This window comes from Sorangium sp. So ce887, from assembly GCF_051521455.1.
Lineage (GTDB): Bacteria > Myxococcota_A > Polyangia > Polyangiales > Polyangiaceae > Sorangium.
On record NZ_CP150354.1, the window covers coordinates 9,311,104 to 9,328,229 of the forward strand.

The 17,126-nt window shown below is 74.8% G+C and carries 14 protein-coding genes; 4 read left to right on the plus strand and 10 right to left on the minus strand.

Annotated elements, in window-relative coordinates; translation table 11 throughout:
* Positions 1 to 18 precede the first annotated feature (18 nt).
* The 4 genes from WMF36_RS34745 to WMF36_RS34760 form a co-directional block, all read right to left on the minus strand.
* Entirely contained in the window at positions 19 to 1,707 is a 1,689-nt protein-coding gene (locus WMF36_RS34745; RefSeq protein WP_437575098.1) for an MXAN_6640 family putative metalloprotease, read from the minus strand.
* Positions 1,689 to 2,495, minus strand: coding sequence for an HmuY family protein (locus WMF36_RS34750; RefSeq protein ID WP_437575099.1), 807 nt, complete (start codon positions 2,493 to 2,495; stop codon positions 1,689 to 1,691). The genes WMF36_RS34745 and WMF36_RS34750 overlap by 19 nt, the downstream gene beginning before the upstream one ends.
* Before the next feature lie 38 nt (positions 2,496 to 2,533).
* Entirely contained in the window at positions 2,534 to 4,207 is a 1,674-nt protein-coding gene (locus tag WMF36_RS34755) for a hypothetical protein (protein ID WP_437575100.1), read from the minus strand.
* A gap of 147 nt (positions 4,208 to 4,354) precedes the next feature.
* Positions 4,355 to 5,014 (minus strand): Uma2 family endonuclease, encoded by a 660-nt coding sequence (locus WMF36_RS34760; RefSeq protein WP_437575101.1) that lies wholly within the window; start codon positions 5,012 to 5,014, stop codon positions 4,355 to 4,357.
* Positions 5,015 to 5,208: 194 nt separating this feature from the next.
* Here WMF36_RS34760 and WMF36_RS34765 point away from each other — a divergent pair, with 194 nt between their 5' ends.
* The 3 genes from WMF36_RS34765 (at position 5,209) to WMF36_RS34775 (ending at position 8,899) form a co-directional block, all read left to right on the plus strand.
* Entirely contained in the window at positions 5,209 to 7,485 is a 2,277-nt protein-coding gene (locus WMF36_RS34765; RefSeq protein ID WP_437575102.1) for an ArnT family glycosyltransferase, read from the plus strand.
* Positions 7,486 to 7,543: 58 nt separating this feature from the next.
* Complete coding sequence (locus tag WMF36_RS34770; protein WP_437575103.1) at positions 7,544 to 8,158, plus strand: TonB family protein; 615 nt, start codon at positions 7,544 to 7,546, stop codon at positions 8,156 to 8,158.
* A gap of 438 nt (positions 8,159 to 8,596) precedes the next feature.
* Positions 8,597 to 8,899 (plus strand): hypothetical protein, encoded by a 303-nt coding sequence (locus tag WMF36_RS34775; protein WP_437575104.1) that lies wholly within the window; start codon positions 8,597 to 8,599, stop codon positions 8,897 to 8,899.
* A gap of 17 nt (positions 8,900 to 8,916) precedes the next feature.
* Here the strand turns inward: WMF36_RS34775 and WMF36_RS34780 are convergent, their stop codons facing one another.
* From WMF36_RS34780 to WMF36_RS34800, 5 genes are all read right to left on the minus strand, one after another.
* Complete coding sequence (locus WMF36_RS34780; RefSeq protein ID WP_437575105.1) at positions 8,917 to 9,699, minus strand: hypothetical protein; 783 nt, start codon at positions 9,697 to 9,699, stop codon at positions 8,917 to 8,919.
* Between the two features lie 148 nt (positions 9,700 to 9,847).
* Positions 9,848 to 11,152: a hypothetical protein gene (locus WMF36_RS34785; protein WP_437575106.1), complete on the minus strand. Its 1,305-nt coding sequence runs from the start codon at positions 11,150 to 11,152 to the stop codon at positions 9,848 to 9,850.
* Positions 11,139 to 11,771 carry an RNA polymerase sigma factor gene (locus tag WMF36_RS34790; protein WP_437575107.1) on the minus strand — a complete coding sequence of 211 codons (633 nt, stop codon included), beginning with the start codon at positions 11,769 to 11,771 and terminating at the stop codon, positions 11,139 to 11,141. The genes WMF36_RS34785 and WMF36_RS34790 overlap by 14 nt, the downstream gene beginning before the upstream one ends.
* 267 nt (positions 11,772 to 12,038) lie before the next feature.
* Complete coding sequence (locus tag WMF36_RS34795) at positions 12,039 to 12,842, minus strand: class I SAM-dependent methyltransferase (protein WP_437575108.1); 804 nt, start codon at positions 12,840 to 12,842, stop codon at positions 12,039 to 12,041.
* Between the two features lie 63 nt (positions 12,843 to 12,905).
* Positions 12,906 to 13,952 carry a glycosyltransferase family 4 protein gene (locus tag WMF36_RS34800; RefSeq protein WP_437575109.1) on the minus strand — a complete coding sequence of 349 codons (1,047 nt, stop codon included), beginning with the start codon at positions 13,950 to 13,952 and terminating at the stop codon, positions 12,906 to 12,908.
* Between the two features lie 378 nt (positions 13,953 to 14,330).
* On the opposite strand from WMF36_RS34800, the gene WMF36_RS34805 reads away from it, so the two are divergent.
* A complete protein-coding gene (locus tag WMF36_RS34805) occupies positions 14,331 to 15,230 on the plus strand; it encodes a hypothetical protein (RefSeq protein ID WP_437575110.1) in 900 nt (299 codons plus the stop codon).
* A gap of 49 nt (positions 15,231 to 15,279) precedes the next feature.
* Here the strand turns inward: WMF36_RS34805 and WMF36_RS34810 are convergent, their stop codons facing one another.
* On the minus strand, positions 15,280 to 17,076 hold the full coding sequence (locus tag WMF36_RS34810) for a glycosyltransferase family 39 protein (protein ID WP_437575111.1): 1,797 nt from the start codon (positions 17,074 to 17,076) through the stop codon (positions 15,280 to 15,282).
* Positions 17,077 to 17,126 lie beyond the last annotated feature (50 nt).

The window sequence follows — 17,126 nt, forward strand, 5'->3', positions numbered from 1 at the left end:
GTGCGCGATCGGCCGAGATCACCGGTGGATGCGCGTGAACCTGCGCCGGCGCAGGGCCAGCGCGAGCAGCGAAGCGCCCAGCGCCCAGCTCCCGGCAGCGGCGAAGCTCCCCGCCGCGGTGGACGGCGCCCCGACACGGCAGCCGCACCCTCCGTCGGCGTCGCCTTCGCCGCCCTCCAGCGGCGCCTCCCCTCCGGCGGCGCCGGCGCCACCCGCGCCGCCACCGCCGCCGCCTCCACCCCCGCCGCCGGCGCCGCCCTCCACGGCGGCCCGGCACGCCGCGACCTCGTCGGCCGTGCCGATGCACAGCGTCGGCTTGCGCGACTCGCCGTCCTGAAGGTCGTTCACCACGATCACGGCGAGGCCGTCGGCGTCGGCCGTGTCGACGAGCTCGGCGCCGGAGGCCACGTCGGCGGCGCGCACGACCTCGCCGTACGCGCGGCCGCGCCGCGCCGCGAGCAGCAGGGTGAGGCCGTCGCGCTGCGCCGGATCCTCCGCGGGCGCGGCGAGCGCGGCCGTCATGGCCGCGCGCCCGTCGGGCCGGACGCTGAAGTACTGCGCCGACGCATGGAAGACGCGGAGCCGGCCGGCGTGGGGCGCCGCGACCTGCTGCGGGGTGAGGCTCCTGTAGCCGGCCCCGGCGGCGTAGGAGCGCCCGGGATCCGCGTGGAGCCCGGTGAGCAGGTTCCATGTGGCGAACTCCACGAACGCCTCGGCGAACGTCGCCTGCGCGCTCGAGGAGAGCAAGGGGTCGAGCTGCTCGAACCACACGGGATCCGCCTCGCCGAACGCGCCGTCCTCGACGCGCTCCCAGAGCGAGCGGACCGTGCCGTCTCCGTAGCGCTCCTCGAGGAACTGGAAGAAGAGCGCGCTCCCGTAGCTGAAGGGGTCGACCGGGCCGGCGATGGGCACGTCGAGCGATCGATCCGTGTTCGAGAGGTAGCCGCCGACGAAGCCCTCGAAGTCCTGCAGCGAGGGGTCGAACGACTCGGTCGCCCAGACCGCGCTCCCCTCCATCATCAACGTGTCCTGGCCGTGATCGTAGGCCGCCTGCACGGCGTGGAAGAGCTCGTGGCTCCCGAGGATCCGGTTCGCGGTGCGCGTCGACGGATAGTCGTAGCCGGCGTAGTCGTTCTCCTGGGTCATGAAGCCGGCGCAGCGGTCCTCGCCGTCCGGGTCGCAGGCGTCGACGCGGAACACCCCGTCGCCGACGCCGGCGAAGTCGACGAGGTAGACGTCGAAGCGCCCGTCGCCGCCGTTGTCGGGGAGGTCCTCGTCGCTCCTCGGCGGCCGGAAGCCGAGGACGTCGCGGTAGTGGACGATCACCTCGTCGTAGATGGCGGCGACCTCCTCGACGAAGTCGGGGACGCCCGTCGCGTCGGCGTCCTCGCCGGGCACGGCGCAGCGCCCCTCGCGCGCGAAGTGGACAAGGAAGCTCCCGGAGGCCGACGCGAAGGTCTCGACGACGTCGCCCGGATCGAACCGGAACTGGAGGTCGGTGCCGCGCGTGTCGGGCCGTTCGAGCGGCGCCGCGGCGGGCCCGTCGAGCGCGCTTGCAGGCGCATCGCCGGCGCAGGCCGCGAGCGCCGGGGCCACCAGGGCGGCGAGCGCCGGCGCGAGCCGGGCCGCGGCGCCCCCGGCGCGGCGGCGCCGCGCGGAGACGGAGCGCCCGGCGCCGGAGGGCCGGGTCACGGGAGGAAGGCCCACCGGAGCTGGAGGGTGGCGGCGCCGGTGTCCCCCATCTCGACCATCCCGGTCTCCTGGCACTGCGCCTGGGCCTCCTCGTTGTAGAAGTGCGTGACGGTCAGCTTGAGCCTCCGGCCGTCCGCGAGCCGGACGACGTAGACGACGCCGCTCATCTCCACGCAGCCGGGGTACTTCCAGTAACCGGAGAGCGCGGTCGCCGGGGACTCCAGCCCGGAGCCGTCGGCGATGAGCTCGCAGCTCTCGGTGAAGTACTCGTCGCTGCGGAGCCTCAGCTCGCCGGGGGCCTCGGCGAGCGCGTCGTAGTCCGGCGTGCCCGGGAGCCGCGCCGCCATCACGCAGGACGGCCCGGAGTGGCCGCTGTTGATGCGCACCACGTAGCGCCGGAAGGCGACATCCCAGTCCATCGATCCGAGCGACGCCTCGTCGGAGATCTCGACCTTTTCGAGGCCGCCGTCGGTGAACCGGGCATAGACGTAGGCGTCGGGCTCGGGTGCGGAGTAGCCGCCCGCGGTGGCGTCGACGAGGGAGCGGTACCCCTCGCCGTCCTGCTCGTTGCTGAGCTCCCCGGGCGCCACGGTGGACTGGAGGTTCATCTGCTGGAAGACGTCGTCCTCGCAGGGCACCGGCGTCGGCTGCGAGCACGCGGGCTCTGGCACCGTGGTGGTGCCGCCGCCTGCTCCCGCGCCGCCGGCGCCGAACGAGCTCGGCGGGTCGTCGGAGCCGCAGGCGCACAGGGCGAGCAGGCCGATGCCGGCGGCGAGGAGAGCGGACGCTGAGGCGGAGCGCATGGGCGGCATCGTAACAGAAGCCCGGGCCGGGGCGCTCGCTACGGCGCGCCGCTGCGGCGGTAGAGCCACCAGTCGCCGACGTGATCGACGGGGACGATGCTCGGGTCCTTCGCGAAGAGGTGATCGGCCCCCGCCCGGCGGCGGACGAGGAACCAGTCGAAGAAGGCGCCGTGGCGCCGCACGTCGAACTTCTCGGGCGTCCACTCCCACCGGAGCGGCGTCGGCGGCGGGACGACGGCGCCCGGCTCCGAGCGAGGCCGGTAGGCGACCGGCGAGGCGTCCCAGACGGCGAAGTGGAAGCTGAGCCAGCCGCCCCGCGTGGCCTGGACCCAGGCGGGGAGATGGATGAACGGGGTCGTCGACCGGGTCGAGCCGCCGTGATCGAAGACGAGGTAGAGCAGCCTGGGCGCGCGCGGGATGCGGGCGATGATGGCGTCGAAGTCCCGCGTGCTGTGGTCGAAGCGGCGGTAGTTGTCGCGCGCCACGGCGCCGAGGGAGATCGCCGCGGCCGACAGCGCGAGCACGGCCGGCACCTTGAGCCAGGGCGATCGCGGCAGGTCCGGGAAGGCGCCGAGGGCGAGGAACAGGGCCGCGACGATCTCGCGCGGGTAGACGTACCACCAGAGGCCGATCTGCAGCGGCAGGCTGAGAAACAGGCCCAGGAACACCGCCGCGCAGGCGACCGGGACGAGGGCCGCGAGGCGCGCGAAGGCCCGCCGCCGCGCGTCCGCGGCGAGCGCGGGCGCCGGCGCGGCGGAGGCGCCGGCGAGCTGCGCGGCGGCGCCTCCGGCGCACACGAGCAGCGCGGCGAGCACGAGGCGCGCCGCCCGGTGGGCCGCCGCCGCCTCGACGGGATCGGTGAAGCTCGTGAACAGGAGCGAGGGAACCTCGCCGAGCCGGTCCCAGTGGAGCGCGGGCGCGAAGGGCGCGCCGTGGAGGGTGTCGGTCCGGACCGCGAGCCACACGGCGAAGAGGACCAGCGAGGGCGCGAGCGGCAGCGCGATGGGGCGGAGCCGCCGCGTCGCCGGGAACACAACGATCGCCGCGCCGATCACGGCGGCGATCGCGAACGGGAAGCGGAAGACGTGGGTGAAGAACAGCGCGACGAGCGCGAGCGCGAGCGCGATCTGGCGGCCGCGCGAGGGGCGATCGAGCAGCAGGAGCGTCAGGCCGATGACCATCGCGAAGAGGCCGAGCGCGCCCATGTGGTTGAGGAAGCCCCAGTGCGTGAGGTTGCACCAGACGAGGAGGAGGCCGAGGACGCCGAGCAGGGGGCTCCGCTTCAGGCCGTGGAAGAGGACGGCGAGGCCCGCGGGCAGGAGCGCGAGCATCGCCGCCGCCGCGACCTTCACCGCGGCCACGGGAGGAAGGACGAGCATGAGCAGGGCGCCGATCGCGTACATCGACAGGTACGGGACCGCGAGCGGCTGGAGCGTGAACTGCTCGCGGAAGTGCCACGCCGGATCGAGGTAGTGCCCGAGCGCCGCCGTCTGGGCCGCGTGGAACGGGAGATCGGTCATCGGCGGATAGCGAACGACCGCGAGCGGGACGCCGATCACATAGACGGACACGGCGACGACGACGAGCGCGAGCGCCGCGCCGAGGGGCGCGCGACGCGCGGCGCCCGCGGCGCGGCGCAGCGGGCCGGAGAGCGCGCGACGCGCGGGGCCGGGCGCGGCCGGAGGCTCCGCCGGGAGGGAGGGGGTACCCAAGATGGCGGGAAGCTACCATCTCGGAACCGCTCGGGGATTCCGTTCGGCCGCTCGCCTCGCAGGGCCCGCGGCGGCCGCGCGTCACCGGGAGCGCGGCGCGCGGGATGCGCACGGGCGCGGCCGCTCGCGCTCCGGGGGATCTGCAGATCAGGGGTCCTCTTCGCCCTCCGGGCCGGAGGCCTCGTCCTCCGTGCTGGAGACGGGCGGCTCCTCCACGCCGAGCAGGCCATCGACCTCGGACCAGAGCGCGTCGAGATCGAGCGACAGCCCCTCGCACCCGGGCACGGGTCGGAGCACCCCGCTCGAGGCGCTCGCCGCGTACGTGTAGCGGCCGCTCGCGTCGAGCTCGAGGATCTCGACGGTCCTGAATTGCGGGTCCACGATCCAGTAGAACCGCACGCCGAAGGAGGCGTACTCCTTCACCTTCTCGACGCGATCGCGCCGCACGTCCCGCGGCGTCGGGGAGACGACCTCGACCATGACGGCGGGCGGGGTGCGCGCGGCACCCCGGCGGGGAGGCCTGGGCTCGCCCGGGAGGAACACCGAGAGGTCCGGTTTGCGACCGCGCGTGCCCTGCAGCGCGAACTTGGCCCCGGAGGCGAACACGAACCCGCCGGTCTGAGCGAGCCAGCGTCGCAGGGTCTCGATGAGCCAGCCGACGACCAGCTCGTGCACGAAGTCAGGCACCTCTTCCTCCACGAGGCGTCCGCCGACAAGCTCTCCCGGCTCGTCTTCCGGCATGATTTCCCACTCGGCGAGGGTCATGGGCCGGCCGGGCGGGACATTGTCGATTGCGCCCTGATGCATGGTCCAAAGTTATCACGAGGCGTCCGGGAGGCTGGCGCCTCGCCGCCGGCCCCGCTGCGCGGGCACCCCACGGTGGAGAGGTCGCGACCTTCCGGCGCGGCCTTCCCGAAGGGGGCGGATCGATCTCGACGGGCGGCGCAGCGGGAGCTTCTCACCTCTCCCGAAGGCCCCATCGACGGTAGGCTGCGCGCAAGTTGCTCCCCCCGCGCCCCGCCCCTCGCCCAGCCGATCTGCGCGGCCTCCCCGCCGCCTCCCGCCTCGAGACCCGAGCGGCGCTCGCCGTCACCGCCGTCGCGACGGCGTGGTTCGCGCTCGCGGCCGCGTGGGAGATGTTCGGGCCCCTGCTCGCCGGCCACTACGCGTCGTCGGCGGGCGTCGGGATCATCGCGGAGAACATGCTCCGCTGGGAGATCCTCGGGCCCGTGTGGGAGTACACCGCGAGCCGGCCGGCGCCGGCGATGTACTACTGCCACCACCCCTGGGGGATCTTCTGGACGACGGCCGCGTTCATGGAGGTCTTCGGGCGGCACGACGTCATCTGCCGCCTGCCCGCCGTCCTGCTGAGCGCCGCGACGCCGCCCCTGCTCTACGCCATCGGCCGGAGCGTCTACCGCCCCGCCGCGGGGGCGGCCGCGGCGGCGTCGTTCGTCGTCCTGCCGATCACGCTGGCGTTCGCGAACCTCAACGCGCTCGAGGTCCCGGTCATGGCCTGGACGCTGCTCGGGCTCTGGGGATACGTCCGGCTGACGCAGACGTCCCGGCGCCGCTACCTCGCGGTGAGCGCGCTCGGGCTCGCGCTCGGGATGCACGCCGACTGGCCCGCGTTCGTGCTCACGGGCGGGCTGCTCACGTTCGGAGCGATCCGGGCCTACCTGCTCCCGAAGCGCTTCTTCGGCCCGATCCACGATCGGCGCTACGCGCAGTGGTGGGTGCTCACCGCCTTCCTCGCCGCGCTGACCGCCGCGCTCTACCTCGCCCTGTTCCACCAGGCCGGCAAGCTCGGCGACCTCCTGGGGAGCTACGGGTTCCGCTCCTCGGGCAACGCCGAGCCGCTCGCCAGGGTGCTCGCGAGCCGGCGGTACTGGATCGAGCTCTCGTTCACGCCGATCGCCATCGCCGCAGGAAAGCTCGCCGCGATCGTCTGCGCCGCGCGGCTCGTCCTGCTCCGGCGCGAGCACGACGCGCTGCCGCTGCTCTACCTCGCGACGGCGACGGTGCAGTACGTCGTCTTCCGCCAGGGCGCCGACATCCACATCTTCTGGCCGCACTACTTCGGGGCCTACTTCGCCCTCGCCGCCGCCGCCCTCGTCGAGACCGGCGCGGCGCTGCTCGAGCGCGCCGCCGCCGCGCCGCTGGCCCACGGCGCTGCGCCGCCGCCCGCGGGGCCGGCGCTCGTGGCGCTCGCGCTGTGGCTCGCGCCGCTCGCCGCCGTCCTGCGCGACGGGCTCCCGGCGCTGCGGTACGCGCGCGAGACGGGCGGGCGCTTCAACGAGCGGGGGCAGCTCATCCACTCCGACGGGGCGAAGACGGCGTTCCTGCGCTGGCTCGCGCCGAGGCTGCCCGAGGGCGCGCCCGTCGAGAAGCACGAGGGCATGAAGGCCACCTGGGCCCAGGTCTGGGCGCTCGGCGGGCGCGTCGTGAAGCCGACCCGGCCCGCGCCGAAGGAGACGCCGTCGCGCGGCGCCTACCTCGCGGACACGCGCTTCCTGCTCGACCGGGACCAGGCGAGCCTCGCGCGGCGCTTCGACATCACGGCGGTGGGCCCGTTCTGGGCGCTCGGCGCGGGCGTCGGGACGCCCGCGCCGCCGGCGCAGGGGGCGCGCGGCATCGAGGCGTTCTCCTTCCGCGAGCGGGAGCCGGGGCTGCTCACCTGGTACCTCGTCTCGGGCACCGAGCCCGAGCGCGAGATCGTGCCGGACCCGTTCCTCACGTGGGAGCTCCGCACGCACTTCGGACAGCCGGCGGAGCCGCCGGCCGGGCCGCCGGAGACGCTGGAACAGAAGCGGATCGCGCACAACATCGCGCTGGCGGCGGGCGACGACGCGCGCGCGGCGGCGCTCCGAGCCGAGATCACCGCCGCGCTCGCGCCGCTCGGGGCGCGGTTCGACGACGGCACGGAGCTGCTCGGGACGACGTTCCACGAGGGAGCGCGCTCGCTGCTCACGATCGTCGTGCGCGCGGGCGGGCCCGCGACGAGCGACGTGGCGCTCACGGTGCGCTCCCGGGTCGTCGAGCGCGCCCCGCTGTCCACGACGATGGCGGACCCTGTCGACCGCGAGGTCGGCCTCCCGACGGCGATCTCGCCGCAGCGCTGGAGGGCGGGCTTCCTCTATGCCGATCCGGTGCCGATCCGGAAGCGACCGGGGACGGAGGTGTTCTGGGCGTCGCTGAGGGCCCGCGACCGGGGTCGCGCGCCGCGGCTCGTCGACAGCGGCGGCGCGCCGGAGGTCGAGGTGCTGCGGCTGCGCTGATCGGGGACGCGCCGCCATCCTCGTGGACAAGGCCCCGCATTCCGGTTTTACCTTCGGCATGAGCTCTCGCCGAACAGGTCTGGTTCTGGTCCTCGCGCTCGCGGCGGGCTGCGCGCCGCCACCCGCCCAGGCGCCGGCGCAGCCCGCCCCGCCGGAGCCGGCGGGCACGACATCCGCCGAGCCGACCGGCACGACGTCCCTGACGACGGCGGGCCCGACGCCCGCCGGCAGCGAGGCGCCCCCGCCGGCCTCGCAGGTCCCCGGGGCGGCCGTGCCGGTCGAGGCGGCCGCGCCGAAGCCGGCCGCCCCGAGGGGCGACGGGAACGTGAAGCCCGGGGCGGCCACCGCGACCGGGACGCTGGGGGGCAACATCTCGGAAGCGCAGGTCCGCGACGTCGTGGAGAAGTACGGCCAGCAGTTCGACGAGTGCTACAAGATCGGCGTCAAGAGCTCGCCGAAGTTCGTCGGGAAGGTGACCGTCAAGGCGACGATCGGCCCGAGCGGCAAGGTCAACAAGGCAGACGTCGTGAGGTCGACGGCGAAGAACCAGCAGGTCGACCGCTGCGTGGCCGATGCGTTCGAGAAGATGGAGTTCCCCCCGCCGCAAGGCGGGATGACGACCGTCATCACCTTTCCCATCGAGTTCAGCGGCGTCGAGCTGTTGCAACCCTGAGAGGGCCCCGGGAGCGAGAGCACGGCTGGCCCGGGAGAACGGCTGGCCCGGGCGTCGCCGGCTCCCACGAACAGCCGATCCGCCACAGGCGGCCAGCGCGTGGCGATCTGCGCCACCCGAGGCGGCTTGTCCGCGTGGCCGCGCCGAGCGCGCGCGCCCGTGCGATGCATTCGCTCGGGCTCGGCCGAGCAGGGCGCCCATGCCGGCGAGGGCACGGAAGCTGCTAAGCGCTGGCGGCCGGGTGGTGGCCGGATTTGGACATGAAGGCGGGAAGGCGGGAAGAAAAGATCAATGATCTTCCTGCCTTCCCGCCTTCGTGGGATTCACTCCGGGGCCAATTAGGCCACCCCGGCGGCCGGGGCGGCGCGACGCCCGCGGCCGGTCGCGTTCGAGATGCACTATCGCCGGGGACGGCACGGGGGAAGAAGCATGGAGCGGATGGAAGTTCAGCGGGATGTCCGGAGCGCCCTCGCGATAGCCTATGAGCTCTCGCGCCACGAGCACGTGCTGAACAGGGAGCATGTGTCTCAGGCGCTCGGCGAGCTCAAGGACGAGCTCGCCCGTATCGAGGCGAAGCTCGGAGGCGAGCGCATCCACGAGGTCACCGCGGAGGGGTTGCCGCCCGTGCTCAAGCATCTCGAAGGGCTCGTGGAGGACGCCGATCCGGTCGTCGGCGATCAGATCAAGGCGCTGATGCGGAGCGTGGAGCGCATCGCCAGGGAGCTCGTCCCGGGGCCGTAGCCAGATCGGGAGTCCGGCTACGGACAGCAGGCATAGACCGCCTGGAGCGAGCCCGCCCCGCACGGCATGCTCGCGGCAGCATCGAAGTAGCGGAGCGGCAGCCCCAGCGCCTGGCAGATCGCGAAGGCCTCGTCCTTCAGCGCGGTCGGGTCCTCACACGTCACCCCGTCGCCCACCAGGCCGGCGGTGCAGCCGGGACCTTCCCACGGCGGCGGAAGCGGCGGCGGCAGCGGCGGCGGCTCCTCCGGCGGCGGCGCCGGCCACGGCGGGCAGCACAGGTACGTCGCCTCGCGCACGCCCCCGCCGCACACTTCGTAATCTCCCTTGTCGAACTGGAGGTCGCGCAGGACCAGCCCGGCCTCCTCGCAGATCGGGGTGCCCTGCGCGATCAGCGCGCTCGGGTCCTGGCACGTCACCCCGTCGCCCAGGACTCCGCTCGTGCAGTCGTCCGCGCAGGTCACCCCGTCGAACAGGAGACCGCCGGAGCAGGCCTCCTCCTCTCCGGGCGTCGCGCCCGCCTCGGCTTCGGGCGTCGCGCCCGCCTCGGCTTCGGGCGTCGCGCCCGCCTCGGCTCCGGGCGTCGCGCCCGCCTCGGCTCCGGGCGTCGCGCCCGCCTCGGCTCCGGGCGTCGCGCCCGCCTCGGCGGTGCTCGTGTCGAGGTCCTTGCCGTCGGGGGAAACGCCCTGCCCGGCGGTGGTCGCGTCGAGGCCATCGCCGGACCGGGTACCGGTCGAGCAACCCGCGAGGAGCGCGGCGCCGGCGACCGAGAGGACGGCAATCGACCGATGATCAAATCGCATGAGATCTCCCTGGCCTCGCCGTGAGCCGCGAGGATGGCTGTGACGCGCGGCCCGCTGCATCGCGCGGCGCCGCGTCGTCATTCGCCATGATCCAACCGCGAGCAGAGCTCCGGTTTCCTGGACACGCGTCGTTTCGTGCGGACCTCGGCTACGGACAGCAGGCATAGACCGCCCGGAGCGCTCCCGCCCCGCACGGCATGCTCGCGGCATCGAAGTAGCGGAGCGGCAGCCCCAGCGCCTGGCAGATCGCGGAAGCCTCGTCCTTCAGCGCGGTCGGGTCCTCGCACGTCACCCCGTCGCCCACCAGGCCGGCGGTGCAGCCGGGACCGTCCCACGGCGGCGGAGGCGGCGGCGGCTCCTCCGGCGGCGGCGGCGGCGCCGGCCACGGCGGGCAGCACAGGTACGTCGCCTCGCGCACGCCCCCGCCGCACACTTCGTAATCTCCCTTGTCGAACTGGAGGTCGCGCAGGACCAGCCCGGCCTCCTCGCAGATCGGGGTGCCCTGCGCGATCAGCGCGTTCGGGTCCTGGCAGGCCACCCCGTCGCCGAGCGTGCCCGAGATGCACTCGGCCGGCTCGACGCAGCGGTACTCGACGCGCCGGAACAGCCCGTCGCCGCAGGCGTCGCGCAGGTCGACCTCGGCCAGCTCGCGCAATGCGCCCTCGCACGCGCCGCGCGCCCTCTCCTTCAGCGTCTCGGCGTCGGTGCACTCGGTGTCCAGCGCCTCGGCCGGCTCGCGGGGCGCTCCCTCCTCGTCGCGCGGGCTCGCGGGCGGCTCGTCGTCCGCGCGCGCGGTCTCCTCGTCGCCCGCGCGCCCGGCCGCGCCGGGGCCGCGCTCCTCGGGCCGGGGCACCGGAAAGAGCGGCAGCTCGCGGACATCGGACGGCCCGAGAGCGCCGGCGTCGCGGGGCGCCAGCGCGGGCCCGCGCCTCGGCTGCACGGGCGTGCGGCTCGGGCCAGGCAAGCTGTCCGGCGCCGCCCGGGGCGGGCCCTCGATGTCCGCCAGCGGCGCGTCCTCGGCCCGCAGGCGCGGATCGAGCGGGAGCGCGCGGCGGCGCGGGGCGGGCGCGGGGGCCACCGGCGCGGGCGGCGGGGGCACGCTGGGCCGCGCGGGACCGGGCTCCGCTCGGCGGCCGTCGGCGCGGGGCTCGCCGGCGATCGGATCGGCGGGCGCGGCCAGCCTGCGGGCGGCCACGCCAAAGCGCTCCACCGCGCGCCGGGCGCCGTCGTCGAGGCCGAGCGCGAGCGCCGCGGCCGCGACCAGGCCGACCGCGATCGGGCGCCGGAGGCCCCAGGCCGCGCCCCGCAGCGCGGACCGCGCCTGGCCCGCCTCGGGGGCGCTGAGGCGCGCGCGGAGCCGCGCCTCGAGCTCGGGCCGCGGCGCCACGCCGGCGAGCTGCTCGTCGAGCGCCCGCAGCTGCGCGACGAGGTCGTCGCGATCAGACGTCGCCATGATCCACCTTCCATCCGGCGCCGCCGACGTGCTGCACCGCCCGCTGGATGAGCTTGCAGACGTAGCTCTTCGAGTGGCCGAGGACCCGCCCGATCTCCTCCTGCTCCTTGCCGTCGAGGTAGTACATCGAGAACGCGATGCGCTCCTTGATCGGCAGCGCGTTCAGCGCGTCGAATGCCCGCCGGAGGTCGTCGCGGGCGATGGCGAGCACGTCCGGCGGCCGGGGCTCCTGCTGGTGCTCGCCGAGCAGCCAGCGCACCGGGGCGAGCGCGAGGAAGCGCTCGCGCCGCAGGCGGTTGAAGCAGCGGTTCGTGGTGGCCCGGTACAGCCAGCCCTCGAGGTCGTCGAGATCGGTGAGGGTGGGCAGCGCCTTGAACAGGTCGAGGAAGACGTCCTGCGTGACGTCCTCGGCCCACGCCAGGTTTCCCTTGCCGTAGCGGAGCGCCAGCCGGTGCACGAGCCGGTGGTGACGGCGGTAGAGCGCCTCGACCGCCCCGGCCGACCGCGAGGCCGGGCGCCCGGAAGCCGTGCCGGGCGGAGGCGCATCCGACCGCTGCTCGCAGGAGAGCGGACGGAGCGCCTCGGCGACGTCCGAGGAGGCGAGGTCGTGGCTGCGCAAGGACGGATCCCTTGCTGCCATCACACACGAGCCGGCCGGCAGTTTCCTGAATCGTCGCCCGGGCGCCCGCGTCGCCCCACGCCGCCGGCCCCCTCACCGGGTCGCGCTCGCGGCGTCTCGCCCGCGCCGCGCCCACGCGCGGCAACCCCGTGGCGCACGGGGCTCAGGCTCAAGCCCTCTCCCGGACCGAGGCGAGCCGTGATTCAAATCAACTGAAGCCCTCGCCGTGAAAGCGACCTTCGTTCCCTCCGGGACCTCCCCTCCGCTTCAGGCTGCCGGGGCCGAAGACCGCCGCGCGGCCAGGGTGAAGCCGAGCGTCTCGGTGGGATCGGGCAGCGCGCGATCGAGCACGCGCGCGCCCGCGGCCACCGCGATCATGGCCGGCGCGACCAGCGGCAGCGTCCACAGGCGCGCTCCGCGGCCTTCGGAGGCCTCATGGCCGAGCTTGCCCATCGCCTGCGCGACGCCGCCGATCCGCGCGACCTGGAGCGCCAGGTAGCTGTTCACCTTGTGCCCGAGCAGGCTCCAGAGGCTGCCGTGAGGGCAGATCTCCTCGATGATCAGGCCGGCGCGGCCGCACAGCGCGCGGAGGCCGTGGGGGCTGAAACGGAAGTAGTCGTGCGGCTCCTCGTGCAAGCGGAACGAGAAGGGCGCGCTCAGGATGAGCAGGCCGCCGGGGCGGAGGACGCGCGCCATCTCGGCGACGAGCGCCTCCGGGCGGGGGGTGTGCTCGAGGACCTGCACGCTCAGCACGGTGTCGAAGCTCGCGTCGGGGAAGGGCAGCCGCTCGCCGTCATAGAGCATGTCGGCCTTGCCGCGCGAGCGCGCGGCCGTGGCGCCGAAGGTCGCCTCGTGCTCCACGCCGAGGTACTCGAGAACGTGCGGGAGGAAGAGGTGCTCATACGGCTTGTCGCCGCAGCCGACGTCGAGCAGCCGCCCGCGCGCCCGCGGGGCGAGGCGAGCGAGCGAGCCCACGACATGGGTGAGCTGGAGATCCACCCAGTCCGACGCGGCCCGCGCCGCGCGCCCGAGCGCCGGGCGCCGGAGCAGGGCCAGCAAGAGCTCGTTCATGGCCGCCTCTTACCACGGCGCCTCACGCCCCCGGAGACCCGCGCGAGCGCGGCCCCGCGGGGCTCATGCTGCCCGGAAGCCCTGGGCGCGCCGCGGGCCGGTCACGGTCCGGTAGAGCGCCTCGTACCTCCCCACCATCACGGTGCTGCTGAAGCGCTCGCGGGCGCGGCGCGCGCAGGCGGCGCGATCGAAGCGCGCGAGCCCCGTCGCGAGCGCGGCGAGGCGCGCGGCGTCGCCCGGCGCGGCCAGGAAGCCCGTGACCCCCTCGTCGACGATCTCGGGGAAGGAGCCGCGGCGAAAGCCGAGCACCGGGGTGCCGCAGAGCATGGCCTCGATGGCGATCAGACCGAACGGCTCCTCCCACTGGAGCGGGCAGAGGACGGCGCGCGCCCCGCGCAGGAGCGAGACCTTGCGACGGTGGTCCATCTCCCCGAGGTCCGATGCGCCGTGCTCCCGGAGGCGCGGGGCCACCTCCTGAAGATAGTAGAGACGATCCCTGGGGTGCGCGCGGCCGGCGAGCCGGAGCGGCATGCCCGCGGCCCTCGCGATGTCGAGGGCGAGGTGGGTCCCCTTCTCCTCGGCATAACGGCCGAGGTGCGCGAGGTAGCCCTCGTCGGCCAGGCTCGCCGGATAGCGCGCCGACGTGACGCCATGGTGGATCACGCACGAGCGCGGGAGCGCGATCTCGAGGGAGCGCTGCCGCTCGCTGATGGCCACGTACGCGACCTCCGGGTGCTGCGCGTAGATGCGCGAGCTCTCGTCGCAGGACGCGTGGTGCAGGGTCTGCACGGCCGGGAGGCCGGCGAAGCGGGTGAACGGGACGGCGATCGGGCTGTTCACGTGGATCAGGTCGAACCTGTCCTCCCGCGCGATCTCCGACACGGCCCACGCGACGTGGTTGACCTCGTCCTCCGGCGTGGGAGGCCAGCACGGGCTCCCGTAGAGCGACCGGCGGCGGCAGGTGACCACCGAATCGCCCGTCGCGAAGAGCGTCACCTCGTGCCCGCGCGCCGACAGCCCCTCGGCGAGCTCGTAACAGAACAGCTCGGTCCCTCCATATCCGGAGGGCGGCACCCGGATGAACGGGGTGGAGATGATCGCGATTCGCATGCTCGTTGCTCCTCGATCGCCGCGGCGCCGCGCCGCGACCGGGTCGTCATGCTCGGCCCCGCTCGAGGCGGAGCGCATGCCCGGGATCGAACACATCAACGAGCATGCCAGCAGGGGGCCCCCGCCCGCCCCAGCGAGGGAGCGCGCGGGGGTCAAGCCGCCTCGACGCCGCAGGGCCGCCGCCGGCCAGCGCGATGCGGCCCCGCGACGGGCGGCGCGGCGCGCTTTCAACAGGCGTCCCGTGCGTCTAGGATGCCCGCCCGCTCGTCCGCGCCGCGGGGCAGCGCAGGGAAGCGTCGACGGCCTGCGGCGTCCAGCCAACCTGCACACAGGTGGACCATGACTTCGAGATCGAATCGATACGGATCCGCGCTCGCCTTGAGCATTTCGCTGCTGGCCACCTCGGGCTGCCAGCTGATCACGATGCCCGATCGCAGCCTGATCGGCGAGGGTACGGGCGGGAGCGGCGGACAAGGAGGCGTCGGAGGAGAAGGCGGCGTCGGCGGCAATGACGGCGGCGGCGGGGGCGACGGCGGAGCCGGGGGCGACGGCAATGACGGCGGCGGGGGCGGCTCCGGGGGCGACGGCGGAGCCGGGGGCGACGGCAATGACGGCGGCGGGGGCGGCTCCGGGGGCGACGGCGGAGCCGGGGGCGACGGTGGCTCTGGGGGCGACGGTGGCTCTGGGGGTGGCGACGGTGGCTCTGGGGGTGGCAACGGTGGCTCCGGCGGTGGCAACGGTGGCTCCGGCGGTGGCGGCGGTGGCAACGGTGGCTCCGGCGGCGGCGGAGTCGGAGGCGACGGCGGAGTCGGCGGAGTCGGAGGTGACGGCGGCGACGCTGGAGTCGGTGGCAACGGCGGCGGCGACGGCGGGTCCGGCGGCGGCGACATCTGCACCGACGACGCGGACTGCTCCGAGCCGGCGAGCGAGTGCGCGGTCGCGAGGTGCGTCGACGGCGGGTGCGCCACCGAGCCCGTGGCCCCAGGGACCCCCGCGGAGATGCAGATGACCGGCGACTGCAGCGAGCGCCTCTGCGACGACGACGGCGCGGTCGCGGAGGTCGACGACGACGACGACGTGCGCGACGACCGCAGCGAGTGCACGGTCGACTCCTGCCGCGAGGGCTCCCCGATCCACGAGCCGATCGCGGTCGGCACCGCGTGCTCCCTGGGCGACGGCGGGCTGTGCAACGCCGGCGGGGTCTGCGTGCAGTGCCTGGTCCACGCGGACTGCCCCACCGGGATGTGCATCGACCAGGTCTGCCAGGAGCCCATTTGAGAGGACGGCGTCCTCGACGGCGCCGAGGGCGGCATCGACCGCGCCGCCCTCAGCGCTCCAGGTAGATCTCGAAATCCTCGATGCGCACGGCGAGCTCGTAGCGATCGTCGATGAGACCCGCCAGCGCCGGGAACCCGTCCAGCGTGTCGCGCGAGTCGAGCGCGTCGCCTGTCACCGAGGGGAAGACGTCGTGGCGCTCGACCACGATCGCGGCCGGAGGGCTCGCGGCGAGGTCGCGCATCAGCGCGTCGCGCGCCTCCTGCCGGGCCCACGCCGCGCGCTGCGGGACGTTGTAGAGGTATCGCGTCGCCGGCGGGCGATCGGCGAGGTCGTAGACCACCGGCTCGAACCCCCACACGAACACGGGCCGCCCCGGCGCGACGCGCTCGCGGAGCCACGCCGCGACCGCGCGGTTCGCCGCGGCGTTGACGTCGGCGACCGAGGCGAGGCGGTCGAGGCGGCCCTGGTCCCGCGCGCCCGCGGCGAGCAGCGCGATCCGCTCGGCGCAGCGATCGATGTAGTCGTCGGCCACGTCCTTTGTCGCAGAGCGGGCGAAGGCGGTCGCGATGATCGCCGCGACGAGCGCGGCGGCCGCCCGCGCGCCGAGCCGAACACAGCGCTGCCATGCCTTCCAGAGGCCGAGCGCCGCGAGCATCGCGGTGAGCGGCCAGGTGGCGCCGTAGTGGTAGGGGAAGAACTTCGCCTGCATCACCACGCCGACGAGGTGCATGGCGATCACGCCCGAGAGCAGCGCCACGCCCGCCCGCTCGTGGCGATCCGGGTGCAGCGCGAGCAGGCAGGCGAGCCCGAGCGCGATCGGGCCGGAGTACCGGATGAGCCACTCGCCGACGCCGTGCCACGCCCTGTCGAGCACGCTCGCGTCGCGCCACCCGAGCGCGGTGTAGTGCGGCGTGAAGACGAAGAGGACCTCCCACAGATCGCCGAGCGCCCCCTTCGCGGCGAACCACGCGACGCAGGCGAGCACGGGGAGCACGCCGCCCAGCGCGATGAGCAGGGCAGGCCGGAGCGCCGCCCAGAGGAGCGCGGTCGCGGCCCGGCGCGCCGGCGCGCCCTCGATCGCGGGCCGAGCTGCCTCGATCGCGCCCCGTCCGGCGCCGCGCGCCGGGCCGCGCCGCGCGAGCGCCGAGCCGCGCCGCGCGAGCTCCACGAGGGCGGGCGCCGCCAGCGCGGCGGCGAGCACGACGCCGCCGCCGGCGAGGGGCGGCTTGAGGAGCCCGGCGGCGCCGAAGAGCGCGCCCGACGCGATCAGCGCGGCGGCGCCCGGCGCGGGACGGGGCGCGCCGGCGCGGCCGCGCGGCGTGGCCACGAGCAGGGCGACGACGGTGAGCACGCCGCCGAACGACTCGGGCTGCGCCGTGTGCCAGAAATCGAGCTGGGCGTGCACGAGCACGGCGAGCGCGGCGGCGACGACCCCGATCCGGCGGTCGCCGAAGGCGCGCCCGGCGAGCGACGTCATCGCGAGGCACATGCCGGCGAGGCCGAGGACCTCGAGGACGCGGATGCCCCACTGCGCCGAGCCGAAGAGCGCGCGCGCGAGCGCGTAGATCAAGAAGATGCCGGGCGGCTTGAAGTCGAACGCGTCGCGGTACGGCATGCCACCGTCGAGCACCGCGCGCGCGACCATGGCGTAGATGCCCTGATCGCGGCCGTAGCCGTAGGTCAGGATCTGCAGCAGCAGGAACGCGATGGCGCCGAGCGAGATCGCATGGATCGCCTGCGAGCCCGGGACGCGCGCCGGCCTGGCGGCGAGGCGCTCGCGCGCGATCTCGGTCGAGGCGGCCCGAGGACGAGGGACCGCGGTACCATCCGGCGCGGCGTCACGCACCGGGCCCTTTTACCGGCTGAGGCGCGCCAGCGTCTACGTGCGTCGACGTA

Excerpts from the sequence above, each read along its gene's own strand:
- WMF36_RS34750 (WP_437575099.1), bottom strand. The coding sequence starts at position 2,495 with ATGCGCTCCGCCTCAGCGTCCGCTCTCCTCGCCGCCGGCATCGGCCTG.
- WMF36_RS34760 (WP_437575101.1), bottom strand. The coding sequence starts at position 5,014 with ATGCATCAGGGCGCAATCGACAATGTCCCGCCCGGCCGGCCCATGACC.
- WMF36_RS34770 (WP_437575103.1), top strand. The coding sequence starts at position 7,544 with ATGAGCTCTCGCCGAACAGGTCTGGTTCTGGTCCTCGCGCTCGCGGCG.
- WMF36_RS34775 (WP_437575104.1), top strand. The coding sequence starts at position 8,597 with ATGGAAGTTCAGCGGGATGTCCGGAGCGCCCTCGCGATAGCCTATGAG.
- WMF36_RS34780 (WP_437575105.1), bottom strand. The coding sequence starts at position 9,699 with ATGCGATTTGATCATCGGTCGATTGCCGTCCTCTCGGTCGCCGGCGCC.
- WMF36_RS34785 (WP_437575106.1), bottom strand. The coding sequence starts at position 11,152 with ATGGCGACGTCTGATCGCGACGACCTCGTCGCGCAGCTGCGGGCGCTC.
- WMF36_RS34795 (WP_437575108.1), bottom strand. The coding sequence starts at position 12,842 with ATGAACGAGCTCTTGCTGGCCCTGCTCCGGCGCCCGGCGCTCGGGCGC.
- WMF36_RS34800 (WP_437575109.1), bottom strand. The coding sequence starts at position 13,952 with ATGCGAATCGCGATCATCTCCACCCCGTTCATCCGGGTGCCGCCCTCC.